The sequence below is a fragment of the Nocardioides candidus genome (assembly GCF_041321175.1).
Lineage (GTDB): Bacteria > Actinomycetota > Actinomycetes > Propionibacteriales > Nocardioidaceae > Nocardioides.
In genome coordinates, this window is sequence record NZ_JBGGWC010000001.1 from 155031 (window position 1) to 179698 (window position 24668).

At 72.4% G+C, this 24668-nt stretch carries 21 protein-coding genes; 6 read left to right on the forward strand and 15 right to left on the reverse strand.

Features of this window, described 5'->3' with window-relative positions:
• Window positions 1–15: 15 nt before the first annotated feature.
• From ACAX67_RS00710 to ACAX67_RS00720, 3 genes are read right to left on the reverse strand one after another with little or no spacing between them, the layout of a single operon-like run.
• A complete protein-coding gene (locus tag ACAX67_RS00710) occupies window positions 16–996 on the reverse strand; it encodes an asparaginase (RefSeq protein WP_370701893.1) in 981 nt (326 codons plus the stop codon).
• Window positions 993–1682, reverse strand: a complete 690-nt coding sequence (locus tag ACAX67_RS00715) for an NAD-dependent deacylase (RefSeq protein WP_370701894.1) — start codon at window positions 1680–1682, stop codon at window positions 993–995. Before ACAX67_RS00715 ends, ACAX67_RS00710 begins: the two co-directional genes overlap by 4 nt.
• Window positions 1683–1714: 32 nt before the next feature.
• Window positions 1715–2452, reverse strand: coding sequence for a DUF4184 family protein (locus ACAX67_RS00720; protein WP_370703624.1), 738 nt, complete (start codon window positions 2450–2452; stop codon window positions 1715–1717).
• Window positions 2453–2536: 84 nt separating this feature from the next.
• On the opposite strand from ACAX67_RS00720, the gene ACAX67_RS00725 reads away from it, so the two are divergent.
• Window positions 2537–3133, forward strand: a complete 597-nt coding sequence (locus tag ACAX67_RS00725) for a DUF2238 domain-containing protein (RefSeq protein ID WP_370701895.1) — start codon at window positions 2537–2539, stop codon at window positions 3131–3133.
• Here ACAX67_RS00725 and ACAX67_RS00730 read toward each other — a convergent pair.
• Window positions 3114–3716 (reverse strand): class I SAM-dependent methyltransferase, encoded by a 603-nt coding sequence (locus ACAX67_RS00730; RefSeq protein ID WP_370701896.1) that lies wholly within the window; start codon window positions 3714–3716, stop codon window positions 3114–3116. The genes ACAX67_RS00725 and ACAX67_RS00730 overlap by 20 nt on opposite strands.
• Window positions 3717–3790: 74 nt before the next feature.
• Between ACAX67_RS00730 and ACAX67_RS00735 the strand changes: the two genes are divergently transcribed.
• Window positions 3791–4414 carry a hypothetical protein gene (locus ACAX67_RS00735; protein WP_370701897.1) on the forward strand — a complete coding sequence of 208 codons (624 nt, stop codon included), beginning with the start codon at window positions 3791–3793 and terminating at the stop codon, window positions 4412–4414.
• A 19-nt stretch (window positions 4415–4433) separates the two neighbouring features.
• Here ACAX67_RS00735 and ACAX67_RS00740 read toward each other — a convergent pair whose 3' ends face one another.
• On the reverse strand, window positions 4434–5378 hold the full coding sequence (locus ACAX67_RS00740) for a 1,4-dihydroxy-2-naphthoyl-CoA synthase (protein ID WP_370701898.1): 945 nt from the start codon (window positions 5376–5378) through the stop codon (window positions 4434–4436).
• A gap of 106 nt (window positions 5379–5484) precedes the next feature.
• Here ACAX67_RS00740 and ACAX67_RS00745 point away from each other — a divergent pair, with 106 nt between their 5' ends.
• Window positions 5485–5856, forward strand: a complete 372-nt coding sequence (locus ACAX67_RS00745) for a MerR family transcriptional regulator (RefSeq protein WP_370701899.1) — start codon at window positions 5485–5487, stop codon at window positions 5854–5856.
• Window positions 5853–6212, forward strand: a complete 360-nt coding sequence (gene trxA / locus ACAX67_RS00750) for a thioredoxin (RefSeq protein WP_370701900.1) — start codon at window positions 5853–5855, stop codon at window positions 6210–6212. Before ACAX67_RS00745 ends, trxA begins: the two co-directional genes overlap by 4 nt.
• On the opposite strand, the gene ACAX67_RS00755 is transcribed toward trxA, so the two are convergent.
• Genes ACAX67_RS00755 through ACAX67_RS00785 form a run of 7 tightly spaced genes read right to left on the reverse strand, consistent with a single transcriptional unit; the run spans window position 6202 to window position 16826 of the window.
• Entirely contained in the window at window positions 6202–6657 is a 456-nt protein-coding gene (locus ACAX67_RS00755; protein ID WP_370701901.1) for a nitroreductase family deazaflavin-dependent oxidoreductase, read from the reverse strand. The two genes, trxA and ACAX67_RS00755, sit on opposite strands and share 11 nt — an antisense overlap.
• Window positions 6658–6708: 51 nt before the next feature.
• Entirely contained in the window at window positions 6709–7317 is a 609-nt protein-coding gene (locus tag ACAX67_RS00760) for an ACT domain-containing protein (protein ID WP_370701902.1), read from the reverse strand.
• A gap of 20 nt (window positions 7318–7337) precedes the next feature.
• A complete protein-coding gene (recD, locus tag ACAX67_RS00765) occupies window positions 7338–9080 on the reverse strand; it encodes an exodeoxyribonuclease V subunit alpha (protein ID WP_370701903.1) in 1743 nt (580 codons plus the stop codon).
• The gene (locus ACAX67_RS00770; RefSeq protein ID WP_370701904.1) at window positions 9077–12427 is read right to left on the reverse strand and encodes a UvrD-helicase domain-containing protein; all 3351 of its coding nucleotides are present in this window, start codon (window positions 12425–12427) and stop codon (window positions 9077–9079) included. The genes recD and ACAX67_RS00770 overlap by 4 nt, the downstream gene beginning before the upstream one ends.
• Window positions 12424–15756: an exodeoxyribonuclease V subunit gamma gene (recC, locus tag ACAX67_RS00775; RefSeq protein ID WP_370701905.1), complete on the reverse strand. Its 3333-nt coding sequence runs from the start codon at window positions 15754–15756 to the stop codon at window positions 12424–12426. Before recC ends, ACAX67_RS00770 begins: the two co-directional genes overlap by 4 nt.
• A gap of 53 nt (window positions 15757–15809) precedes the next feature.
• On the reverse strand, window positions 15810–16313 hold the full coding sequence (locus ACAX67_RS00780; RefSeq protein ID WP_370701906.1) for a PGPGW domain-containing protein: 504 nt from the start codon (window positions 16311–16313) through the stop codon (window positions 15810–15812).
• 21 nt (window positions 16314–16334) lie between these two features.
• Window positions 16335–16826 (reverse strand): nuclear transport factor 2 family protein, encoded by a 492-nt coding sequence (locus ACAX67_RS00785; RefSeq protein WP_370701907.1) that lies wholly within the window; start codon window positions 16824–16826, stop codon window positions 16335–16337.
• 39 nt (window positions 16827–16865) lie between these two features.
• On the opposite strand from ACAX67_RS00785, the gene ACAX67_RS00790 reads away from it, so the two are divergent.
• Window positions 16866–18446 (forward strand): adenylate/guanylate cyclase domain-containing protein, encoded by a 1581-nt coding sequence (locus ACAX67_RS00790; RefSeq protein WP_370701908.1) that lies wholly within the window; start codon window positions 16866–16868, stop codon window positions 18444–18446.
• Window positions 18447–18464: 18 nt separating this feature from the next.
• On the opposite strand, the gene ACAX67_RS00795 is transcribed toward ACAX67_RS00790, so the two are convergent.
• The 3 genes from ACAX67_RS00795 to ACAX67_RS00805 form a co-directional block, all read right to left on the reverse strand.
• The gene (locus ACAX67_RS00795; protein ID WP_370701909.1) at window positions 18465–19625 is read right to left on the reverse strand and encodes a zinc-binding dehydrogenase; all 1161 of its coding nucleotides are present in this window, start codon (window positions 19623–19625) and stop codon (window positions 18465–18467) included.
• A 73-nt stretch (window positions 19626–19698) separates the two neighbouring features.
• On the reverse strand, window positions 19699–21522 hold the full coding sequence (locus ACAX67_RS00800; protein ID WP_370701910.1) for a phosphoenolpyruvate carboxykinase (GTP): 1824 nt from the start codon (window positions 21520–21522) through the stop codon (window positions 19699–19701).
• Window positions 21523–21696: 174 nt separating this feature from the next.
• Window positions 21697–23127, reverse strand: a complete 1431-nt coding sequence (locus ACAX67_RS00805) for a gamma-aminobutyraldehyde dehydrogenase (protein WP_370701911.1) — start codon at window positions 23125–23127, stop codon at window positions 21697–21699.
• A gap of 133 nt (window positions 23128–23260) precedes the next feature.
• Here ACAX67_RS00805 and ACAX67_RS00810 point away from each other — a divergent pair, with 133 nt between their 5' ends.
• Entirely contained in the window at window positions 23261–24637 is a 1377-nt protein-coding gene (locus tag ACAX67_RS00810; protein WP_370701912.1) for an aspartate aminotransferase family protein, read from the forward strand.
• Window positions 24638–24668 lie beyond the last annotated feature (31 nt).

Below are 24668 nucleotides of genomic sequence, written 5' to 3' on the forward strand. Positions count from 1 at the left end.
TCCTAGCCCAGCCGGCTAGGCGAGGACGTAGCGCGGCGCCGCGAGCCGGACCTCGGCCGGGTCCCCGAGAGCTGCCAGCAGCGCGAGCAGCAGCATCCGGCCCTGGCCCGCTCGGAGGGTGCCGAGCGGCACCGCCCCGGCGGCGATCAGGTCGGCCCCACCGCCCCCGCCGCCGTACACGCCGGCGACCGGTCCGCTGTCGACGCGCGTCGTGAGCGCGACGACGAGCCCGCGCCGGGTCAGGTCGGCGACGGCGGCGACGATCGAGGAGTTGGCGTTGCCCGACCCCGTGGCGACGAGCACCACGCCACGCGCACCGGCCGCGGCGAAGGCCTCGAGAGCCGTGGCGTCCACCCCCGGGTAGATCGCGGCGATGTCGACGCGCACCGTCGCGATGTCCTCGCGCAGGTCGAGGTGCTCGCGGTGGGCCGGCGCCCTGTCGATCACCAGACCGCCGTCGACGACGCGACCGAGCGGTCCGCCGTCGGGCTGCGCGAACGCCGCGGTCTCGTGGGTGTGCACCTTGCGGGTCCCGCGCGCCGCCAGGACGAGGCCGTCGAAGACCACGAGCACGCCGAGCCCGCGGGCCGCGGGGTCCGCAGCGACCTGGAGAGCGTCGCGGAGGTTGGCGGGCCCGTCGGCGTCGGGCGCGTCGGCCGGGCGCTGCGCGCCGGTGAGTACGACGGGACGGTGGTCGGTGTGCACGAGGTCGAGGAGGTAGGCGGTCTCCTCTGCCGTGTCGGTCCCGTGCGTGACCACGACCCCGCTGACGGTCGGGTCGGCGAGCGCGTCGCGGACCCCCGCGAGGATCACCGCGTGGTCGGCGGTGGTCAGCGCGGAGCTGTCCTTGACGAAGAGGTCCCTGCCGACGACCTCGACGCCCCCTGCGTCGAGCCGGCCGACGAGGCCGTCGACGCGGTCGACGGGCTGCGCGGCGCCGTGCTCGTCCGTCCTGCTGGCGATCGTGCCCCCGGTGCCGAGCACCACCACCCTCACGCGTGCACCAGCTCGTCGACCCAGGCGGGGACCAGCTCCCCGGCGCGGCCGTGCCGTGCCTCGTGGAAGAAGTGGGTGCCGTCGCTCGGCTCGAGGTTGAGCTCGAGGGTGCGCGCACCGAACGCCCGCGCCTGCTGCACGAAGCCGGCCGCGGGGTAGACCGCACCCGACGTCCCGATGGAGACGAAGAGGTCGCAGGTCGTGAGCGCCTCGAAGATCTCGTCCATGAAGTAGGGCATCTCGCCGAACCAGACCACGTCGGGCCGCAGCACGCCGTAGCCGCAGTGCGGGCACTCGGCGGTGCCGAGCAACGGGCCCACCCAGGGGCTGCGCCGGTGGCAGTCGACGCAGAGCGCCGAGAGCAGCTGGCCGTGCATGTGCAGCACGCGGCGCGAACCGCCGCGCTCGTGGAGGTCGTCGATGTTCTGCGTGACGAGCAGCAGGTCCTCGCCCAACACCTTCTCGAGGTCGGCGAGCGCGACGTGCGCCGGGTTGGGCGCCACCGTCGCGAGCGCCGCGCGGCGGGCGTCGTAGAACCGCTGCACCAGCTCGGGATCAGCGGCGAATCCCTCGGGGGTGGCGACGTCGTCGATGCGGTGGTTCTCCCACAGCCCGTCGGCGTCGCGGAAGGTCGCCACTCCGCTCTCCGCCGAGATGCCGGCGCCGGTGAGCACGACGATCTTCACGGGGCGACTCTACGAACCCGGTGAGGTCGGCGTCACATCGCGTCGGAGGCCGCGACGGCGGCATGCACCACGTGCCAGCCCAGGCACGCCAGCGCACCGAGCGCGGCGAGGGCGATGAGGCTGTGCACGACGCCGTCGAAGGCCATGTCGATGAAGCCGTAGGCGCGGTGCCGGTAGGCGGCGACGAGGCCGACGACGAGCGCGGCGCCGACGACCGCCGGCAGTACGACGACAGGCAGCAGCCGCCGCGGACGCGGCTCGGGCAACGGCGCCAGCGACCGGAGGTGGAGCGCGGCGACCCAGGTCACGACGAGGAGACCGACGCCGCCCGAGACGTACTGCGCCCACTTCAGCCCGAGCAACGGCCCGTGCTCGTCGGCCAGCCACGCGATGTGGCGCGGGCCCCACTTCCCCACGTGGGTGAAGGAGTCCCAGACGAGGTGCGTGATCGAGCCGAGCGCGGCTGCCGGAAGCGTGAGCCACCACATCTCGGAGGTCGGCCGGATCCGGGGCTGCAGGCGCACACGGACCGCTGAGGGCGCCATGTCGACCACCGCCTCCCGCACCGCGAGGAACCAGAGCGCGGTGACGGCCACCGCCATCACCAGGTCGATCGTGAAGATCCCAGGCACGCTGTGGCTGAGCCGGTAGCCCTCGTGCCAGTTCACGAACACCGGGATGTCCGGCACCATCGAGCCGATCACCATCGCCGTCGTCGGCAACCCGAGCGCCCGCAACGGCAGGACAGCCGTCGGGTGGGCGAGAGTCATCGGCACCGCGAAAGCCTAGCCAGCGTCCACCTGACGGTGCCGCGTCGGACGCGCGGGCCCGGGCTCGTGCAGCACAATCCACGCATGAGGCACAGGAACTGGTCGCGGCTCGCGGCGTTCGTGGTGTTCGCGGCGACCGTCGGGCAGCTGCTCGTGGCCACGTTGTTGCCCGATCTCGACCAGTTCGAGGGCAAGGCGTTCGGGTGGCGGCTCCTGGCCTACCCGCTGATGATGCTGGCCGTGCCGGCACTGTGGTTGCTCGCCCAGCGGCGCTCGGGCGGGCGGGAGCCTGCGCCGTGGGGTGCGTTCACGCTCGTCATGGCGCCGTTCCTGATCGACGTCACCGGCAACAGCCTGGACCTCTACGACAGCCTCGCGTGGTGGGACGACGCCAACCACTTCGTGAACTGGATGCTGCTGTGCAGCGGCATCGGGCTCATCGCCTGCCGCCGCGTCGAGCCCGCGTGGGCCGTCCTGGTGGTGGTCACCGGCATCGGCGCGGTGCTCGCGATCGGGTGGGAGCTCGGGGAGTGGTTCGCCTTCATCCGGCACGGGACCGAGATCGACACCGCCTACGAGGACACCCTCGGCGACGAGGCGCTGGGCACGCTCGGCGCGTTCGTCGCCGCCCTCGGCGTGGTCCGCTGGCGTCCCCGCGCCGTCAGCGGTCGTGCACCGTGACGACGTAGCCGTCGCCGTCGTCGAACGGCGCCCCGTCCCACGTCGACCAGCGCTCACGGATCGTCAGGCCCGCTCGCTCCATGGCGACGTCGTAGTCGGCGAGCGGGGTCACCGGACAGCCGGCCGGGAGGTGGGCGGCGTCCAGGCCGAAACCGCAGACCACGAGTCCGCGCGCGTGGGCGGCGAGCCGGCGGGCGACGGCATCGAGGGTCCCCGCCTCGAGCAGCGGGATGATGTTGCCCGCCAGGAGCACCAGGTCGAACCGCTCGCCGAGGTCGAACGTGGCGAGGTCGTCGAGCCGCCAGTCGAGGTCGGGTGCCTCGGCCCGCGCCATCGCGAGCATGGACGCATCGACGTCCACGCCGGTGACGTCGTAGCCCATCGCGGTGAGCGCGATCGTGCTGCGGCCGGTGCCGCAGCCGGCGTCGAGCAGGCGAGCCGGTGCCGGCACCATCGCGGCGACGGCCAATGCCTCGCCGTTGATCTCCTTGCCCGCCTCGGCGAGCTCTCGGAACCGGCGGGCGTAGCTGACCGCGTAGGTCTCACCCGCCTGCGTCCGTGCGACGTCGGTCCACCTGGTCACGGCTCTCCCTCCTCCACTGCAAGGTGCGGCTCAAGTAGAAGTACGGCGTCAGGTCGTCGTGATATCAACGAGCCATGCACATCTTCTCTCGGGTCCGTGGTGTCCGCTGCCTCGCCGTCCTGGCGGTCGCGACGATGACCGTGCTCGTCTCTGCCGGCCCGAGCTCGGCGGGCTCCCACCGGGACCCGCGGTCCGACGTGTCCTGGCGCGTGGAGGGCGTTGCTCAGCCGACCAGCGCGGAGAAGGCGCGGGGCGACATCGTGAGGTTCACCTACACGATGGGCAGGCGGAACATCTTCCTCACCTACAAGTTCCGCAACTGGGCCCCGTGCCCGGCGACCGGCGAGTGCGCCAACCACGAGCTCCGCGCGATGTTCACCAACCGCGCGGAGAGCAAGGCGATCACGGTCTGGGTCACCGCCTACGGCCGCAACCCCGACCTCAGCACCCATCTCTGGTTCGACGACGACACCACCGGCGCCTCGGGCGCGCTGTGCGACGCGGGTCAGATCACCCGGCAGGCCTCCAACAGCGACGACACGTTGTCGGTGAAGGTCCCCCGCTCCTGCTTCAAGCGCGGGTGGCGGTTCGCCACGATCGATGCCTTGGCAGCCCAGTCGTGGCACTCCGGCGACGCGTACCGCGACGGCTACGACTTCGTCGACCAGGTCGCCATCGACTGGACGCCGAGGCACTGACGACGGGGCCGGACCCGGCTCAGTAGTACCAGGGGTACGGCGACCAGTCCGGCTCGCGCTTCTCGAGGAACTGGTCGCGACCCTCCTGCGCCTCGTCGGTCATGTAGGCCAGGCGCGTGGTCTCGCCGGCGAACAGCTGCTGGCCGACCAGACCGTCGTCGGGCAGGTTGAAGGCGTACTTCAGCATCCGCATCGCCGTGGGGCTCTTGCCGTTGATGATCCGGCCCCACTCCAGCGCGACGGCCTCGAGCTCGGCGTGCGGCACGGCGCGGTTGACGGTGCCCATGCGCATGCCGTCGGCGGCGTCGTACTCCTCGGCGAGGAAGAAGATCTCGCGGGCGTACTTCTGGCCGACCTGGCGGGCGAGGTACGCCGAGCCGTAGCCGCCGTCGAAGGACCCCACGTCCGCGTCGGTCTGCTTGAAGCGCGCGTGCTCGGCACTGGCGAGGGTGAGGTCGGAGACGACGTGGAGGGAGTGGCCACCGCCGGCCGCCCACCCCGGCACGACGCAGATGACGACCTTCGGCATGAAGCGGATCAGGCGCTGGCACTCGAGGATGTGCAGGCGCGCGAGCTTGGCCTTGTCGATCGCGCTCGGCTCCTCGGCACCGGTGTCGTCCGCACCGATCGTCCCGTCCTCGTACTGGTAGCCGGCCTTGCCGCGGATCCGCTGGTCGCCGCCGGTGCAGAAGCTGCGCTTGCCGTTCTTGGCGCTCGGGCCGTTGCCGGTGAGGATCACGCACCCGACATCGGCGGAGGTGCGGGCATGCTCGAGCGTGCGCAGCAGCTCGTCGACGGTGTGCGGGCGGAACGCGTTGAGCACGTCGGGCCGGTCGAACGCGATCCGCACCGTGCCGTGCGCCTTCGCGCGGTGGTAGGTCAGGTCCGTCAGGTCGTCGAAGCCGGGGACCTCGTCCCAGGCCTGCGGGTCGAACGTCTCGGACACGCCCTCGATCGCACTCATGCGTGGAGGCTATCGACCCCCGGAGACCGGCTGACCCCGAGCCTCGAGGAGGAGTCGCCCTAAGAGGTTGACCTTGCCCCTGGGGTCAAGGTCTACGGTCGTCCTCGTGCAGATCAAGGAGCTGGCCGACCGGGCCGGGGTCACCGTCAAGGCGGTGCGCTACTACGAGTCGCGCGGGTTGATCACACCCGACCGGGCGAGCAACGGCTACCGGGAGTACGACGCCGCCGACGTGCAGGTCGTGCGGGAGATCCGGGCGCTGCTCAGCCTCGGCCTCACCGCCGACGAGACCGTGCCGTTCGTCGACTGCCTCCGCGCCGGCAACGACCGGGCCGACGTGTGCCCCGCGTCGCTGCAGGCCTACCGCTCGCGGATCGCGGAGATCGACCGCCGCATCAGCGAGCTGTCCTCGCTGCGCGACGAGCTCACCGAGCTGCTGCACGACGCCGAGTCCTACCGAACCGAGGAGACCGCATGACCAGCCCCACGCCCGCCACCCACGCAGGCCGCGTCACGACCGACACGACGGACGCCGACTTCCAGACCGACGTGCTCGACGCGGCGACGCCGGTGCTCGTCGACTTCTGGGCCCAGTGGTGCGGCCCGTGCCACCAGATCGCCCCGGTGCTGGAGCAGATCGCCGCCGAGCGGCAGGGCGAGCTGAAGGTGGTCAAGCTCAACAGCGACGACCACCCCGTCACCGGTGCGCGCTACCGCGTGCTCGGCCTGCCCACGCTGCTGGTCTTCGACCGCGGCGAGCTGGTGCTCGAGCTGCGCGGGGCCCGGCCCAAGGCGGCGCTCGACCGCGAGCTCGACAAGGTGCTCAGGCGCTGAGTGGTTCCAGGACGAAGACCGGGATCTCCCGGTCGGTCTTCTTCTGGTACTCCGCGTAGGTGTCCCACGTGTCCACGGCGAGGTCCCACCACTGCTGGCGCTCCTCGCCCTCGACGAGACGGGCCTCGTAGAGGGCGGGCTCGGGCCCGTCCTGCAGCTGGACCACCGGGTGCGCGACGAAGTTGGCGTACCAGCTCGGGTTGTCGGGGGCGCCGCCCTTCGAGGCGATCGCGACGTACTTCCCGTCGCGCTCGACGCGCATCACCGGGTTCTTGCGGAGCTTGCCCGACTTCGCGCCCTTCGAGGTGATCACCACGATCGGCCAGTCGGGGTGGCCGCGCAGCACGTTGGCCTCGCGCCCGCCGGTCGCCTCGTAGGTCTCCACCTGCTCGCGGACCCAGTCCGCCGGGCTCGGCTCGTACTCACCCTCGAGAAGTTCAGTCATACCTGTGGCAATGCCCGACCGGCCGCCGCGCATTCCCGGCGAACGGACGGCTCAGGTGCGGGCGATCGTGACGGCCAGACCCGTGAGATGACCCAGGCGGGCGATCTCGGAGTCGACGAACTCGGGACCACCGCGACGGCCGATCACCACGACCTCGTTGCCGTCGAGCCGCGCCGCCGCGTAGAGGGTGACGTCGTCCTCCGTCGGCGGCTCCAGCCGGCTCGCGGACTCGATCTCGACGAACTCCAGGTCCTCCGGCGCGGCGCTCGTGCCGCTGACGACGCCCTTCGCACGGTGCACCCGCGCGGCCCAGTCGGCACGGAACGTCACCGGGAGCAGCTCGATCAGCTTGTCGAGCACCTCGGGTGCAGCGGTCAGCTCCTCGACCGCCTCCAGGTCCAGCACCAGGTTGCCGCCCGCGGGGTAGCGGCTGATCCAGACCACCTTCACGCCGTCGAGCGCGTTGCACGCCGACACGATCGAGTCGGGCATCGTGCCCTCCGCCGTCTCCAGGAGCACGTCGTCGAGGGCGGTGCCGTCGGAGCGCTTCTCGACGATCTCGATCGCCTCGATGTCGCCGCCCGACATACCGATGGCGGTCGCGACACGACCCAACGACCCAGGGACGTCGGGCAGCTCGACACGCAGCAGGAACGGCATGCCTCGAGGCTACTTGCCCCTCAGTCGACGGCGAGCCGACGGGTCAGTCCGCTGGCGCGTTGTGCCCGCCGCTCCACGGCGGCGACCACCGACTCCGCCGTGCCGACGACGCGGACCCGCTCCTTGGCGCGCGTGACCGCGGTGTAGAAGAGCTCGCGGGTCAGCAGGGGCGAGTCGGCGGGCGGCAGGAGCAGCGTCACCTCCGCGACCTGGCTGCCCTGGCTCTTGTGGATCGTCATCGCGTGCAGCGTCTCGACCGCGCCGAGCCGGGCGGTGGCCAGCCACAGGTGGGAGCGCACCCCTGCGATGACACCGCGCAGCCGGTCGCCCTCCCGCACCACGACGCCGGTGTCGCCGTTGAACAGCCCGAGTCCGTAGTCGTTGGCGGTCACCAGGATCGGCCGGCCGGCGTACCACTCCTGGTAGACCGACGGGTCGTGCTCGGCGACCAGGCGCTCGGTGAGCCGGTTCCAGTGGGCGACGCCGTAGGGACCGTCGCGGTGGGCGCAGAGCAGGCGGTGGGCGTCCATCGCGGCGAGCGCGGCCTCGGCGTCTCCCGCCAGCGCGGCAGAGCGTACGGCGAGCGCGTGGTCGCGCAGGCGGGCGCGGAGCGCCTCGGCGCCGGTGACGGCGTCGACGAGACCGACCCGGTCGTCGCCGGTCGTCAGGCACTCGAGGACGCCGTCGGGATCGCCGCGACGCAGCGCCTCGGCGAGCGCGCCGATGCTCTCGCCGTAGCGGTGGGTCGTGCGGAGGCCCGTGACCGCGCCGGGCGCACGGTCGGCCAGGCCCTGCACCAGGTCGGCCAGCACCGCCCCCGCCTCGACACTCGCGAGCTGGTCGGCGTCGCCCACCAGGACCAGCCGGGCGTCGGGCCTGACCGCCTCGAGGAGCCGGGCCATCATCGTCAGCGACACCATCGAGGTCTCGTCGACGACGACCACGTCGTGCGGCAGCTTGTTGCGCCGGTGGTGGCGGAACCGGTTGCGGGAGCCCGGGGTCCAGCCGAGCAGCCGGTGCAGCGTGGACGAGCTCGTGCCGCTCAACCGCGCACGGTCCTCCGGGGCGAAGCGTGCCTCTGCCTGCGCCTCCTCGACCGCCTGCTGGAGCCGGGCGGAGGCCTTCCCGGTCGGGGCGGTGAGCGCGATCCGCAGGGGCCGGTCGGACTGGGCCGCCAGCAATGCGAGGAGGCCGGCGACCGTCGTGGTCTTGCCGGTGCCCGGTCCGCCGGTGAGCACGGTCGTCCACTGGTGGGCGGCGGCGAGCGCGGCGGCCCGTTGCTCCTCGTAGCCCTCGGGGAAGAGCCGGAGGGCCTCGGTGTCGAGCCCGTCGTCGACGACCGGCGGCGGGGCGGTCACCCGCGTCAGCAGGTCGTCGCGGACCTGGCCCTCCTCGCGCCAGAACCGGTCGAGGTAGAGCAGCTCGCCCTCCTGGCGCAGCACGCCCGACGTCGCCAGCGTGCTCGAGGCGATGCTCTGCTGCCAGCCGGAGGGGTCGGGCCACGTCAGCTCCTCGGCGCCCTCGCCGGCGGCCAGCGCCGCCAGGTCGACGCAGACCGATCCGTGCCTCGCGGCGCGCACGGTCAGCGCGACGGCGAGGGCGACCTCCGGGTCACCCTCGCCCGCGAGCGCGCAGACACGCCGGGCGGCGTGCACGTCGGCGCTGGTCAGCAGTCCCGCCTGGTTGAAGGTCGCGAGCAGGCCCTCGGCCCCCGTGGCGATGCGGTGGTCGGCGCGCTCCTCGACCTCGAACAGCTCGGTCACGACGTCCCCTCCTCGAGCAGGTCGGACAGCGCGGCCACCAGCGCGACGGGCGGCTGCCAGCTGAAGACGCCGCACGGGACACCCTCGACCTCCGGGGTCTCCGGGCCGCACATCCCCCGGACGTAGAGGTAGAGCACGCCGCCGAGGTGGGTCGCGGGGTCGTAGCCGGCGAGCCTCCACCGGAGGTAGCGGTGCACGACCACCGCGTAGAGCAACGCCTGCAGGGGGTAGTGGGAGTGCAGCATCGCGTCGGCCAGCAACGGCGGCGCGTAGTCGGCGGCCGTGACCGGCCGGCCGATCTCGCCCAGCCGGTTGGTCTTGTAGTCGACGACGACGAACCGCCCGCTCGGCAGTCGCAGCACCGCGTCGATGCTGCCGGAGAGATAGCCGCGCAGGGTCTGGTCGGCCAGCGGCGGCACCTCGAGCCGGTCGGCGTAGGCGACCAGCGGGTCGTCGGCCGGCAGGTGGGCGCGCAGCACCGGCGCCAGGTCGCGCAGCCGCGCCTCCCCCGTGCGCCCCCGCACCAGGTCGCCCCCGGCCAGGGGGATCTCGAAGTCGAGCTCGCGCAGCCGGTCGCGCAGCGGGATCTCGCCCAGGGTGAGGCCGCCGGCGAGCGGCCCCAACGAGGTGCGGTGCAGGGGCACCAGCGCCTCGGCGAGCGCCTCGGGGGTCGCCTCGGACGGCCACCACCGCTGCTGCTCGGCGGCGCGCCGACGAAGCTCCGCCACGAGGTCGGGCGCCTCGGGGTCGGCGTGCTCCAGCACGGCGTGCACCAGCGAGCCGAAGCCGGCGCCGGCCGGCAGGTCCGCCATCGGCGAGGGCAGGTCGAGCGCCGGGTCGATGGCGCTCGCTGCGACCGACAGCTCCTCGCCGTCGTCGTCGCCGGGCTCGTCGTCCTTCCCCGGCACCTCGGGCTCGCTCGTCGCGATCGCCTGCTCCTCGACCCGGATCAGCCCGGAGTAGGAGGTCCGCCGCCACTCGGTGTCGATCGAGCGCGCGAAGACCCGTGCCGCCATCGGCTCGTCGCCCGCGGTGGCCACGGACAGCCGATCGCGGGTGGAGACGTCGGCGACCTCGGCGGCCGGGCCGTCGTACTCCTGCTCGATGAGACGCAGGATCTCCCGCGCGCGCTCGTCGTCGCCGATCGGTGCGACGCGCTGGACGTCGCGGGTCCCGGGCCGCCGGCCGAAGAGCATGCGGTGCAGGGCGCCGGTCGCGGTGCCGTCGTCGGGCGCCCACCACGCGACGACCTGCGACTGGGCGCGGGTCAGCGCGACGTAGAGCTTGCGCAGCTCCTCGCCCGCCTCCTCGGCGCGGTGCGCCTCGACGCTCGACGCCCACTGCCGGCCGCTGCCCGCGACGTCGATGAGCCGCCGCAGCCGGGCGGGGTCGGAGCGGTCGTGGAAGAGCGCCGTGGCCAGCTCACGCTCGTAGCAGGCGTAGGCGTAGGGCAGGTAGACGACGGGATACTCGAGGCCCTTGCTGCCGTGGATGGTGACGATCTGCACCGCGCGGGCATCGGAGTCGAGCCGCCGCGGCCGCTCACCGGCGGCGGTGCGGAGCCGCTCGTCGCGGTACCACTCCAGCAGCGCGGTCAGCCCCAGCCGCTGGCCCACCGCCTCCTGGTGCAGCAGCTGGCCGAGGTGGCGCAGGTCGGTGAGCAGCCGCTCGCCACCGACCCGGGCGAGGATGCGGCTGCTGAGGCCGCGCTCCTCGAGGATCTCGACGAGCGCGGCCACGCCGCGGGTGCGCACCAGGAGCGCACCGTCGCGCAGCGCGTCAGCCACCTCGCCGGTCAGCGTGTCGCCGCCGGCGACGAGGTCGGCGACGTCGTAGCCGAAGAAGCAGGTGAGCGCGGCGGACCGCACCAGCTGGGACCGGTGGGGCGCCTCGAGCGCCTTGAGGAGGGCGAGCCAGTCGTCGGCCGCCGGCGTCAGGAAGACGTCGCCCCCGCCGTTGAGCACGACGGGCACCCCGCGCTTCTGCAGTGCCGCCTCGACCATCCCGCCCTGGTAGCGGTCGGAGACGAGCACCGCGACGTGGTGGGCCTCGACCGGGTCGCCGGCCCACGTCGCACCGGAGTCGAGCAGCGCGACCACGTCGGCGGCGAGGTCGGCGGCGATGCGCTGCCGCGCGGGCCACCACGGGATCAGGCCGTCCTTGAGCTTGAAGTCGTCGCGTGGCAGCTGGCGCACCCGGAAGGGTGCCGGGTGCGGGGCGCCGACCAGCCGCGTCTCCTGGTGCGCGGCGTCCACCGGACGCACCACGATCTCGGCCGAGCCCAGCCCGGCATTGCCGAGCGCCGCGTTGAACCTCGCCACGAGCGCCGCGTCGGAGCGACGGTTGGTGCCGAGCGTGGCCCGGGTGCCGGCCTCGCGGGAGGCCGCCAGGTAGGTGTCGACGTCGCCCCCGCGGAACCCGTAGATGGCCTGCTTCGGGTCGCCGATCAGGATCAGGGTCGACTGCCCGTGGAAGGCGCGCTCGAGCACCTGCCACTGGACGGGGTCGGTGTCCTGGAACTCGTCGACCAGGACGATGCGCCACCGCTGTCGCATCCGCGCGCGGGCCGGGGCGTCGTCGTGCTCCAGGGCCGCCGCGAGGCGGGCCAGCAGGTCGTCGTAGGACTGGACGCCGAGCCGCTGCTTGCGCCGCTCGACCTCGTCGCGCACCCGCTGGGCGAAGTCGGCGCGGGCGGCCGCCACGGGGTGGGAGGAGTCGGGTGGTGCGAGCTCGACGTTCTGGTGGAGCACGGCTTCGCGGCCGATCGCCAGAGCGACCTCGCGGGTGATCACCGGCGGCGTCTCCCGATGACCGTGGTCGGCGAGGTAGAGATCGTCGACGACCTCGAGGACCAGCTCGTCGAGGGACTCCACCAGGGTCGCGGACGTGTCGCTCTCGCCGGCGACCCCGAGCGAGCGGAGCACCACGTGGCAGAACTGGTGGGTGGTCGCGATCGTGGCGCTGTCGAAGGCGGCGAGCGCGTTGCGCAGCCGCTCCTGGCGGGCGACCAGCTCGGCGGGACCGACCGAGAGCAGGTGGGCCACCACCTCGTTGTCGGCGTGGACGTCACCGGTCGCCAGCTGGCGGGAGACCGCCCGCTCGGCCGCGGTGAGCTGCTCGCGCACCCGGGACCGCAGCTCCTGCGTCGCCGCACGGCTGAACGTGATGACGAGCATCTCGTCGAGGGTCGCCACGCCCTCCGCGACGTAGCGGGTCACCAGCGCCCCGACGGTGAAGGTCTTGCCGGTGCCGGCACTCGCCTCGAGCAGAGTCGTGCCGGTCGGCAGCGGCCCGACGAGGTCGAAGGCCGGCAGGTCGGCGGGGTCGGGGGCATCGGTGGTGCTCACCAGCTCCCCACCTCGCTCTCCAGCAAGGGGCTCCACACGCGCATCGCCAGCGCGCCGAAGCGGTGGGGCTCCTCGCCCTCCCCCGGCTCCCCGACGCCCGGCAGCGCAGCCTTGTCCCCCCACACCAGCACGTGCTCGGGCTCCAGGCGCTCTCCGTCGAAGCGGCCGTCGTACCTCCAGGACTGGAAGTCGGCCCGGTCGAGAGCGGCACTCGCATCGGTGTGGGTGCGCCGGGCCCGGGCGTACTTCAGCGACGTCTTCAGCGGCAGCGGGAGGGGCTCGACCAGGCCCTGGTCGCGGATCGCGACCAGCTCGCGCAGCCAGTCGGTCGCCCGGTGGTCGAGCGGCGCGAGCCGCGAGACGTCGAGGTCGGCGCGCGCCTGCTCGGCGCGGCCGATCGTCAGCGACCGCCACGGCCGGTCCGCGTCGCTCGCGGTGAGGGCCAGCAGCTTGATCCAGGAGTGCAGCCGGTGCTTCGGGCCCAGGCGGGAGTAGCTCACCCGCACGAGCAGGTCGCCGTGGACCTCCGGCACCGTGCCACGCAGCCGGCGACCCCCACCGAGGTCCACGTCGACGTCGACCGTGCGCGGCGCGGACCCGGTGTGGGCCAGGGCCTCCCGGGCGAGCGGCTTGGCCCGACCGGCGACCTTCTGGAGGAGACGGTCGCCCAGGGCTCCGGGCGGTACGACGCCGCGCCGCCTCTCCCTGGCCACGGCGGCGTCGGGGTGGTGACCCCGCATGAGGTCGCCGAGCACCCGGTCGCCGACGGCCCACTCCTCGAGCGGCTCGAGCGCGATCGGGATGCGGTCGTCGGCCGGCTCGTCCTCGCGGGGCAGCGCGATGCCGAGCCGTTGCTTGAGGAAGCCCTTGACCGGCGCACCGAAGAAGTCGACGAGGTCGTCGAGCGCCACGTCGGCGGCGGGTGGCGGCGGCAGCGGGCCGGTGAGGAACGGGGGCGCCGGCACCCGCTCCCGCTCCACCGCGCGTGCTCCGGCCAGCGCGAACCGGTCGAACGCGAACGCCGCACCTGGCACGAGGGTGCCCTCCGTCAGGTTGCGACGGTCGAAGGGCTGCAGCGGGTGGTCGATGCGGACCTGCTCGGAGACCGCGCCCCCGCTCGGGGTCGTCGCGGTGAGGTCGAGCGCGTCGAGCAGCTCGCCGACCGGCACGGCCGGCGGGCGGGTCTGCCCGGTGTACTCGTTGGCCCCGGTGTAGGTGATGACGAGGGTGTCGGTGGCGGCGAGCACGGCGTCGAGCAGCAGCTGCCGGTCCTCGCTGCGCGGATCGCGCTCGCCGGTCAGCGGGGCGCGGGCCAGCACGTCGTCGCCGTCGGTCACGCCGACCCGGGGGAAGACCCCGTCGTCGAGACCGAGCAGGCACACGACGCGGTGCGGCACCGACCGCATCGGGACCAGCGTGGAGACCGTGAGGACGCCGGTGCGGAAGTTGGCGCGGGTCGGCCGTCCGGAGAGACGGTCGCCGAACATCGCCCGCACGTCGGGCAGGCGGAGCTCGACGTCGCCCCCGGCGGAGGTGCGCAGCCCGTCGAGCTCGCGCTGCACCTGGCCGAGCTGCCACGCGTCGCCGGAGCGCACCGACGTCAGCGCGGCGACCCCTCGCTCGATCGTGTCGAGCCAGTGGTCGAGGGGATGGGTGCCGACCAGCTGGTCGGTCACCGCCTCCAGGCGGGCGACCAGCTCGGCGAGCCGCCCGATGAGGTCGATGTCGCCGCTCCCGACGTCGTCGAGCGGCAGCACGTCGCCCAGCAGCACGTCGCTGTCGTCGGAGAGGGCCACGCCGGCGAGCAACCGGTCGAGCCCGGCGCGCCACGTGTTGTCGCCGTAGTCGGCCAGGCCGAACTCGGTGCGGTGCTCGGCGTCGAAGCCCCACTTCACCCCGGTCTGCTGCACCCAGGTCGCGAGGAGGTCGAGGTCGTCGTCGCGCAGGCCGAAGCGGCGTCGCACCGGATCGGCGTGCGCCAGGTCGAGGACCGCCCCGACGCCGGCCCGGCCACCGGCGAGGTCGAGCACGCGGGCGACCACCGCCAGCACGGGGTTGGTCCGGTCGAGCGCCCGGTCGGCGAGGCTCACGCGCAACCCGTGGGCGGGATGCCCGCCGGGACCGACCACGTCGGCCAGGCCGAACGCCGCCGACAGCAGCGGCGCGTAGCCCTCGATGTCGGGGCACATGACGAGAACGTCGCGCGGCTCGAGGGTCTCGTCGTCGGCCAGCAGCCCGAGCAGCACCTCGCGCAGCACCTCCACCTGCCGCGCCGGACCGTGGCACGCGTGCAGCTGCACCGACCGGTCGGTGACAGGCACCGTGCGGGTGTCCGGGTGGCCCGGGGCGTTGGCGCGGAGGTCCTCCTGCAGCCAGGAGAGCAGCGTGCCGCCGCGCGCCGGGGGCGCGGCCACCGCGTCGTCGGTGCGGGCCAGGCCGCCCAGTGCTCGCTGCAGCTCGCGGGTGTCCCGGCCGAGGGTCGCGAGCAGCGGGTGACCGACCTGCAGGTGGGATCGGTCGTCGGTGCGGCGGACCGCCCCCGAGAGGTCGTCGAGGCGCGACCACAGCGCGGGCGAGGGGTGGGGCAGCCAGAGATGGACCTCGCGCCCGGCGCCGAGGGCGTCGAGCAGCGCGAGGTCACCCGCCGCGAGACGGGTGTGCCCGAAGAGGCTGACCCGCTCCGGGAGATCGACCGCGGCCGGGTCGGCACGCAGCCGCTCGAGCGCCTCCGCCTGCCGCCGCACGGGGTCGGGGCCGGGGACGACCTCGGCCAGGCGGCGCCACAGCCGGGGCTGCCAGGCCAGGTCGGCGGGGACGGGCGCGCCCGCTCCGTCGGTGTCGCTGCCCGCGGCCCAGTCGGCGACCAGCGACGGCCGTTGGGCGGCGTACGACGCGAAGAGGGCCGCGAGCCGGCGCGCGGTCGCGAACCGACGACCGCGCCGCAGCTCGCCGTCGTCGCCCGCGACACCATGGCCGAGGTGGCGCGCCAGGGTCGCCGCCCACGGCTCGTCGACCACCGCGTCGATCACCTGGAGCAGCGGCCACGTCAGGGCGTCGGCCGTCCACGGGTCGTCGTCGCCGCGCGCCGCGACCACGGAGAAGAGCGAGCGCGGGCTCCGGAAGTCGACCCCGGCGCACACCCCGTCACCGCGGCCCGGCGCGGTGCCCAGCCGGTGGGACAACCGCTGCGAGAGCCAGCGCTCCACGCCCTTGGCGGGCACCACCACGACCTCCGCGGCGAACGGGTCGGCCAACGGCGCGGCCAGCAGCTCGCCGAGGCGGTCGGCGAGCTGGTCGGTGCGCGTGGCGCGGTGGAGGTGGAGAGTCATCGCGGGCCGAGGCTAGCCGGAAGGTCGGACGGAACGTCCGCGGAGGGCGGCATTCACCCGTGGTCGCGGTGAAGGCTCTCCTTGAGGTCCTCGTCGGCCTCGTCCAGCTGCTTCGAGAGCGCCTCCACAGCGTCCGGCTTGCCGTAGAAGCGCCGGAACGAGTAGACCAGCAGCGCGAGTGCCAGCACGCAGGACACCAGCATCGTGACTCCGGTCCACGTGCCGCCGGCTAGCCACCACCGGTCGTCCATCGGCCACCACGAGGGGGCTCCCGGGCCGACGATCCACAGCACTCCGAAGGCCCCGATGGCGAGCGCGAAGACGGTCGAGGCCGCGACGCGCGCCGGCGTCTGGACGGCCTGGGCCGCGCCACGGAGCGCCCGCAGCTCGACGGGATCGAGGAAACGCTCGGCCCACTCGTACTGCGTCGACAAGACCTTGACGCCGGCGTAGAGCAGCATCCACCCCGGACCCGGCAGCGGGATCGCCGCGATGCCCACGACGACGATGAGGAAGCCGGCGGCTCCGATGAGGTGTCGTTTGGCAGCGCCGGTCATGCCAGCATCCTGCCCGAGGGATCAACCACCGAACCGCTGCAGGTAGCCGACCACGTCCTCGTCGGCCCGACCGTGCGCCACCGCGATCCGGGCCCAGCGCATCGACATCTCGTGGAAGCGCAGCGGGTTGTAGACGTCCTCCTCGCGGGAGAAGAGCCCGTCGCCGGCGTACGTCATGATCGTGATGTTGGGCTCCTCCAGCACCGTCCCGTCGCCGGGATCGGGCATCGGGTTGCGCACCTCGCAGACCAGCCGCGCGGCATCGGCGTCGACGACCTGCCAGCTCAGCGGGAAGCCCGTCATCAGCCGTCCGGGATAGGACGTCATCGTGCGCACCGACCAGGCGCGGATCTCCTCCCTGCCGCGGAAGGTGCCCATCGCGTGCTCGACGTACTCGGCGTCGGGCGTGAAGAGGTCGGCGTAGCCCGTCCAGTCCCCGGTCTCGACGAAGCCCGAGACCTCGGCATGGAAGGCCGCGTAGGCCTCGGTGATCTCGTCGGCGGTGAAGCTCACGGCACGAATCAAACCACTCCGAGCCACTAGGCTCGCCGCATGTCGCGCTCGACGACCGCCCACCAGCGGAGTCCCTTCGGCGCGCGCATCCTCGGGCCGCGCGAGCAGGACCCCCGCAGGCTGCGGATCCGGATCCAGGTGCTGCTGACCGCCGTGGCCCTCAGCACCAACGTCTTCGGCGCCGGCCTGGTGTTCGTCGTCAACAACTTCGCCGTGCCCGCCCCGGCGCCCGACCACGACATGTACGTCGCGCTGGCGATCGCCGTCCCGACGTACGTCGTCGTGGCGGCCGTCGTCGGCGTCATCTGGGGTACGGCGGCCAGCCTCCGTGCGCTCCGGTGGGCGACCCAGGGCCCGGAGGTGGTGCCCACGGACAAGCAGCGGCGCGAGGCGCTCAACGTGCCGCTCCACCTCACCGTGATGCAGCTGACCCTGTGGCTCGCGGGCAGCTGCCTGTTCACGGTGCTCACCCTCGTCGTGCAGCCCGAGCGCGCGGTGTCGACCGGCCTCACGGTGGGCATCGGCGCGCTCGTCGTCGCGGGCGTCTCCTACCTGCTGACCGAGTTCACCCTGCGGCCGGTCGCGGCGCGCGCGCTCGAGGGCACCGAGGTCACCGACCGGGTGCGCTTCGTGGGCGTCGGCCCGCGGATGGTGCTCTTCTGGGCGATCGGGACCGCTGTGCCGCTGGGTGGGCTGCTCGTCGCCGCGATCCTCGCGCTGACCTCCCCGAAGGACACCAGCCTCGACCAGATGGCCGTCGTCACGATCGCCACGTCGACGGCCGTCCTGGTCTTCGGCCTCCTCCTGACCGACCTCAACGCCCGCTCCGTCGTCGCGCCGATCACGTCGGTGCGGGAGGCGCTCCGCGCCGTCGAGGAGGGCGACCTCGACACCGACGTCGTCGTCTACGACGGCACCGAGCTCGGCGCGCTGCAGAGCGGCTTCAACCGCATGGCCGCCGGCCTGCGCGAGCGCGAGAAGCTGCGCGACCTCTTCGGCCGGCACGTCGGCCACGACGTCGCCGCGGCCGCCTTCGACGTGGAGACCGGCGAGGTCAAGCTCGGTGGCGAGACCCGGACGGCGTCGGTGCTCTTCGTCGACCTGACCGGCTCGACGGGCTTCGCAGCGGGTCACTCGCCGGCCGAGGTGGTCGGGGTGCTGAACCGGTTCTTCGGCGTCGTGGTCGACGAGGTCGACCGTCGCGGAGGCCTTGTCAACAAGTTCATGGGCGACGCCGTGCTCGCCATCTTCGGGGTGCCCTCGGCCGACCCCGACCACGCCGCGGCGGCCCTCGGCGCGGCCCGGGCGATGGCGGAGCGGCTGGCCGAGGAGCTGCCGGAGATCGGGGCCGGCATCGGGGTCGCCACCGGCACGGTCGTGGCCGGCAACGTCGGGCACGAGCTGCGCTACGAGTACACCGTGATCGGGGACGCGGTGAACTCCGCCTCGCGACTCACCGACCTCGCCAAGGAGACCGGCTTCGGGGTGGTCGCGACCTGGGACACCGTCGTCGCCGCGGCCGAGCGCGGCCACGCGGAGGAGACGATCCACTGGGAGAAGCACGGCTCCGTCCTGCTCCGGGGACGCACGGAGAAGACCGCGCTGGCGGTGCCGGTCTGATACCTCGCGCCGCGGCGGTCAGACGGTCGCGGCGCTCGCCGGGTCGACGAGGATCTTCGCGTGCCGCTCGGGGTCGCGGAGCGCGTCGAAGGCCCCCGCGACACCGTCGAGCCCGACGGTGCCGGTGACGAGCGGCGACACGTCGACCTTCTCCGAGCCGATCCACTGCAGGGTCTGGTGGAACTCGCTCGGGTCGTAGGCGAACGCGAAGCGCAGCTCGATCTCCTTGTTGATCGCCATCGACGGCCGGAAGGAGTCGGTCGCCATGCACACGCCCACGACGACGACGCGGGTGAGGAGCGGCGCGGAGGAGACGACGTGCTCGATCATCCCCGGCACCCCGACGCACTCGAAGACGACCGGCCCGCGCGGCGTGGCTCCCGCCTTCTCCGCCGCGCGCATGACGTGCGCCCACGGCAGCAGCGGCACGGCGCGCAGCTTGTCCATCGCGTCCAGGCCGAGCTCGGCCAGCGCGATCGGGTTGGTGAGGTAGCGCTTGGAGTCCTCGAACGAGCTCCAGGGCGACTCGGTCGCGGGGTCGACCACCACGTCGGCGCCGCACAGCCGGGCCAGCTCCCGCCGGCCGGGAGAGTAGTCGCTCGCGATGACGTGGCGCACCCCGGTCGCCTTCAGCATGAGCACGACGGCCAGCCCGATCGGGCCGCAGCCGACGACCACGGCGGTGTCCTTCGCACCGACCCGTCCCTTGCGCACGGCGTGCAGCGCGACCGCCATCGGCTCGGTGAGCGCCGCGTGGTCGGCCGCGAGGCCGTCGGGTACCTTCATGGTCATCGACGCGGTGGCGAGCACCTGCTCGGCGTACCCGCCCGGGGCCTGCTCGCTCAGGCCCGTCAGGTGGACGGCGTCGCCGGCGCGCAGCACCGGGAGCGAGACCACCCGGGTGCCGACCGGCCAGGTGCGCTTCGTGCGCGGGCCGTAGTCGGCGACGGTGCCGACGAACTCGTGGCCCATCACCACGCGCTGGTCGGAGCGCATGAACCCGTCGTAGCCCAGCGCCGCGACGTCGTCCGCCGTCTCGTCGCAGCTGGTGCGCGCGTGCAGGTCGGACCCGCAGATCCCGCACCGCTCCACGTCGATCAGCACCTGCCCCCGCTCCGGGACCGGGTCGGCGACGTCCTCGACCTCCAGCTCCGCCCGGTGACAGGTGACAGCGCGCATGGGTCGGACCCTAGCCAAAAATCACGAGCGCCCGATCCACTGGTCGGCCGGTGGATCGGGCGCTCGCTCGCGATCAGGCGTCGTCGAGTGCCTTGGCGACCCGGCGGTGGGCCTCCCAGATCTCCTCGGGAAGGCCGTCGAACTGGGCGAGGTGCTTCTCGCGGTGGCCCATCTCCTGCTGCCAGCGCTCGGTGTCGATCGTGAGGATCGTGTCGAGGTCGGCCAGGCCCTGCTCGTCGAGACCGTCGAGGTTGAGCTCGTCGCGGGCCGGGATCACGCCGACCGGCGTCTGCACGCCCTTGACCTCGCCGTTCTTGTACTGCATCAGCCAGAGCAGCGGGCGGAGGTTCTCGCGGTAGCCGGGCCACAGGAAGCGACCGTCGTCGCCGCGCTGGAACCAGTTGACGTGCGCGAAGACGGGCTTCTCCGTCGCGGCGCCGATCACCTTCAGCCAGTGCGCGGCGTAGTCGGCCTCGGGGTAGGACATGAACGGGCGCATCGACATCGGGTCGTAGCGGAGCACGCCCTCGAGGCCGTCGGCCGCGGCGGTCGCCTCGGCGCCGAGCGTGAGGCCGTCGTAGACGCCCTCGGCGACGTCGTCGATCGCGCGGATCAGCGGCTCACGGTCGCGGGTGCGGCCACCGAAGATGATGCCGTGGATCTCGACGCCTGCAGGGTCCTCGAAGTCCTTCGCCACGTTGGGCACGTTCTCCAGCGTGGTGGTGAACCGGCTGTTGGGGTGCGCCCACGGGTCGTCGGCGTTCTCCTCGGCGCGGTCGGCGATGCGCTCGCCCTTCCAGTCCAGCCAGCCGTCGAGGTCGGTCGGCTTCTCGCCGCGACCCTCCCACCAGACCTGCTGCGTCTTCTCGTTGTAGGCGACGTTGGTGAAGATCGCACCGGTGCCCGGGACGATCGAGTCGATCGCGGTCGGGTTGGTCTTCTCGTTGGTGTCCTTCGCGACGCCGAAGACGCCGTTCTCCGGGTTCATCCCGTAGAGCTTGCCGTCGTCGCCGACCCACAGCCACGCGATGTCGTCGCCGTAGAACTCGACGTAGTAGCGGTCGCCGAGGGCGTCGGGAGCCAGCGTCATCGCGAGGTTGGTCTTGCCCGAGGCGCTCGGGAACCCGCCGCAGATGTTGTACTTCGCGCCGGTCTCCTTGTCGGTGATGCCGAGCAGCATGAACTGCTCCACCAGGAAGCCGTTCTTCCAGCCGTCGTAGGAGCCCTGGCGCAGGCCGTGGGCGATCTTGCCCAGGAGCGCGTTGCCGCCGTACGACGAACCGAAGTGCAGGATCGTCCGCTCGTCGGCCACGGTCACGAAGTAGCGCTTGTCGTCAGGCGTGCCCTGGCCGAGGTTCTCCAGGTCGCCGGTCACGTGGACGGCCTTGACGAAGGAGTCGCCGAGGTCGTTGATGTACTCCACGCCGACGCGCGCCATGCGGATCATCTGCAGCACGACGTTGCGGTTGTCGGTGAGCTCGACGCCCGCGGCGAAGTTCTCGAGCGGGGAGCCCTTCGGCGCCATCAGGTAGGGGATGACGTACATCGTCTTGCCGGCCGACGCGCCGGTCATCAGGTCGACGAGCAGCGGCTTCATCTCCGCCGCCGGCCGCCAGTTGTTGTAGGTGCCCTTGTCGGACTCGTTGCTCGTGGCGACGATCGTCCGCTCCTCGGCGCGCGCGGTGTCCTTGAAGTAGGAGCGCGAGTAGTAGAGGCCCTCGCCGGCCGGCAGCAGCTCGCCGGCGTCGAGCGCCTCCTGGACCAGGCGTGCGTCGTCGGACGCGGAGACGACCTCGATCCGGTCGGCGCCGGTCACCCCGGCCCAGTGGGCGACGTACTCACGAACATAGGTGTTGGAGAGCCCCGCTTCGTCGAGAACCCGCTCCACATCGACCATCGTCTAAAGCCTTTCGCGTCCGATTGGTGGGGGCACGCTACCTCACGCTCAGGTGCCCGAAATCCCAGGTGGGTGAATGCCTGAACCGTGGACACCGTCGTCCGCGACGAGAGCCACCATGACACTCGACGAGGCTCGTTCGCACATCGGGGGCGATTGGAACGATCGAAGCAGCTACTCGCCGATGTAGCTCATGACGTGCTTGATCCGGGTGTAGTCCTCGAGGCCGTACATCGACAGGTCCTTGCCGTAACCGGAGTGCTTGAAGCCGCCGTGCGGCATCTCGGAGACGAACGGGATGTGGGTGTTGATCCACACCACGCCGAAGTCGAGCTTGCGGCTCATCCGCATCGCGCGGCCGTGGTCGGAGGTCCACACCGAGGACGACAGGCCGTACTGCACGCCGTTGGCCCAGCGCAGCGCCTCGCCCTCGTCGCTGAACCGCTGCACCGTGATGACCGGCCCGAAGATCTCGGTCTGCACCTGCTCGTCGTCCTGGCGCAGGCCGGACAGCACGGTCGGGGTGTAGAAGTAGCCCGCGTCCCCCTGCCGGCTGCCGCCGGCGTCCACCGACGCGTGGTCCGGGAGCCGGTCGACCATCCCGGCGACGCGCGACAGCTGGTCGGCGTTGTTGAGGGGCCCGTAGAGGACGTCCTCGTCGGGCATGCCTGTGCGGGTGTTGCCCGCCTGCTCGGCGAGGGCGGCGACGAAGTCGTCGTGGATCCCGGGGCCCGCGAGCACGCGCGTCGCCGCGGTGCAGTCCTGGCCGGCGTTGTAGTAGCCCGCGCCCGCGATCGCCTCGGCGGCCTTCGCCACGTCGGCGTCGTCGAAGACGATCACCGGCGCCTTGCCGCCGAGCTCGAGGTGCACCTTCTTGAGGTCGGCCGCCGCGCTGCCCGCGACCTCCATCCCGGCGCGCACCGAGCCGGTGATCGCGACCATCTGCGGCGTCGGGTGGGCGACGATCGCGCGACCGGTGTCGCGGTCGCCCGTCACCACGTTGAGCACCCCCGGCGGCAGGAACTCCTGGCAGATCTCCGCCAGCAGGGTCGAGCTCGCCGGCGTGGTGTCGCTCGGCTTCAGCACGACGGTGTTGCCCGCCGCCAGCGCCGGTGCGATCTTCCAGATCATCATCATCAGCGGGTAGTTCCACGGGGTCACCTGGCCGACCACCCCGATCGGCTCCCGGCGGATCCAGCTCGTGTGGTCCTCGAGGTACTCCCCCGCGCTGCGTCCCTCCAGCACCCGGCTCGCGCCGGCGAAGAACCGGAAGTGGTCCGAGCTCGGCGGCATCTCGTCGTCGAGCATCGCCTGCATCGGCTTGCCCGTGTCCTTAACCTCGACGGCCGCGATCTCCTCCTTCCGGGCGTCGATCGCGTCCGCGATCCGCAGCAGCGCCGTCGCCCGGTCCTTGGGCGTCCTCTCCGACCAGCCCTCGAACGCGGCGTCCGCGGCGGCGTACGCGCGGTCGACGTCCTCGGCCGCGGACATCTGCGCCCGCGCGTACACCTCGCCGGTGGTCGGGTCGATGACGTCGTACGTCGCGCCACTGGCGGAGTCGACGAGCTGTCCGTCGACGACGTTGCGGAAGGTGAGGTCGGCCATGGAGCCGACTGTAGCGCCGTCGCCACGAAATCAGGCCCCACGAGCGCGAGAAGCGTGACGGAATCCGTCGTCGGAAGGCAGGTTGGCGACGGATTCACTTGCGACAGGCGGTCCGATCCCTCACCATGGAGGCATGGACCACGACGATCTCCAGCGCGCTGCCAAGGACCACCTCTGGCTGCACTTCTCCCAGCACGGGCGCTATGCCGGCGAGGGGCCGGAGCACGAGGTGCCGGTGATGGCGCGCGGCGAGGGCGTCTACCTCTACGACAGCAAGGGGAAGCGCTACCTCGACGGTCTCGCCGGCCTCTTCGTGTCGCAGCTGGGGCACGGCCGGCGCGAGCTCGCCGACGCCGCGGCGAAGCAGGCCGAGACGCTGGCCTTCATGCCGCTGTGGTCCTACGCGCACGAGCCGGCGATCGAGCTGGCCGCCAAGATCGCGTCGTACGCACCGGGCGATCTCAACCGGGTGTTCTTCACCTCGGGCGGCGGCGAGGCGGTCGAGTCCGCGTGGAAGCTGGCCAAGGACTACTTCAAGCGCGTCGGCAAGCCGATGAAGCACAAGGTGATCAGCCGGGCGATCGCCTACCACGGCACCACCCACGGCGCCCTGTCGATCACCGGCCTGCCGGGCCTCAAGCAGCAGTTCGAGCCGCTGGTGCCCTCGACCTTCCGGGTGCCCAACACCAACCACTACCGCGCGCCGATCCACGCCGACGACCCGGTGGCGTTCGGCCGGTGGGCCGCCGACCAGATCGAGGTCGCGATCCTCAACGAGGGACCCGACTCCGTCGCCGCCGTCTTCCTCGAGCCGGTGCAGAACGCCGGCGGCTGCTTCCCGCCTCCGCCCGGATACTTCGAGCGGGTCCGCGAGATCTGCGACGAGTACGACGTCCTGCTGGTCTCCGACGAGGTGATCTGCGCCTACGGACGGCTCGGCTCGATGTTCGGCGCCTCGGCGATCGGCTACCAGCCCGACATCATCACCTCGGCCAAGGGACTGACCTCCGGCTACGCACCGCTCGGCGCGATGATCGCGACGGACCGGCTGTTCGAGCCCTTCGCCAAGGACAAGGCGATGTTCGCGCACGGCTACACGTTCGGCGGCCACCCGGTGTCGACCGCCGTCGGCCTGCGGAACATGCAGATCTTCGAGGACGAGAAGATCATCGAAGGGGTCCAGGAGCGCTCGCCCGCCCTGCGCGCCACCCTCGAGCGGCTGCTCGACCTGCCGATCGTCGGCGACGTCCGAGGCGAGGGCTTCTTCTACGGCATCGAGCTCGTCAAGGACAAGGCCACCAAGGAGTCGTTCACCGCCGAGGAGTCCGAGCGGATCCTCTACGGCTTCGTCTCCAAGGGGCTCTTCGAGGAGGGTCTCTACTGCCGTGCGGACGACCGCGGCGACCCGGTCATCCAGCTGTCGCCGCCGCTGGTCTGCACCCAGGAGCACTTCGACGAGATGGAGCAGATCCTCCGCTCCGTCCTCGACAAGGCCTACACCCTGATCTGAGCACTACCTCGGAGCTGCGTGCCGGGCGAGC

Coding starts and splice junctions, on each gene's coding strand:
- ACAX67_RS00720 (WP_370703624.1), bottom strand. CDS start 2,452: ATGACTCTCGCCCACCCGACGGCTGTCCTGCCGTTGCGGGCGCTCGGG.
- ACAX67_RS00725 (WP_370701895.1), top strand. CDS start 2,537: ATGAGGCACAGGAACTGGTCGCGGCTCGCGGCGTTCGTGGTGTTCGCG.
- ACAX67_RS00735 (WP_370701897.1), top strand. CDS start 3,791: ATGCACATCTTCTCTCGGGTCCGTGGTGTCCGCTGCCTCGCCGTCCTG.
- ACAX67_RS00740 (WP_370701898.1), bottom strand. CDS start 5,378: ATGAGTGCGATCGAGGGCGTGTCCGAGACGTTCGACCCGCAGGCCTGG.
- trxA (WP_370701900.1), top strand. CDS start 5,853: ATGACCAGCCCCACGCCCGCCACCCACGCAGGCCGCGTCACGACCGAC.
- ACAX67_RS00755 (WP_370701901.1), bottom strand. CDS start 6,657: ATGACTGAACTTCTCGAGGGTGAGTACGAGCCGAGCCCGGCGGACTGG.
- ACAX67_RS00760 (WP_370701902.1), bottom strand. CDS start 7,317: ATGCCGTTCCTGCTGCGTGTCGAGCTGCCCGACGTCCCTGGGTCGTTG.
- recC (WP_370701905.1), bottom strand. CDS start 15,756: ATGACTCTCCACCTCCACCGCGCCACGCGCACCGACCAGCTCGCCGAC.
- ACAX67_RS00780 (WP_370701906.1), bottom strand. CDS start 16,313: ATGACCGGCGCTGCCAAACGACACCTCATCGGAGCCGCCGGCTTCCTC.
- ACAX67_RS00790 (WP_370701908.1), top strand. CDS start 16,866: ATGTCGCGCTCGACGACCGCCCACCAGCGGAGTCCCTTCGGCGCGCGC.
- ACAX67_RS00795 (WP_370701909.1), bottom strand. CDS start 19,625: ATGCGCGCTGTCACCTGTCACCGGGCGGAGCTGGAGGTCGAGGACGTC.
- ACAX67_RS00800 (WP_370701910.1), bottom strand. CDS start 21,522: ATGGTCGATGTGGAGCGGGTTCTCGACGAAGCGGGGCTCTCCAACACC.
- ACAX67_RS00805 (WP_370701911.1), bottom strand. CDS start 23,127: ATGGCCGACCTCACCTTCCGCAACGTCGTCGACGGACAGCTCGTCGAC.
- ACAX67_RS00810 (WP_370701912.1), top strand. CDS start 23,261: ATGGACCACGACGATCTCCAGCGCGCTGCCAAGGACCACCTCTGGCTG.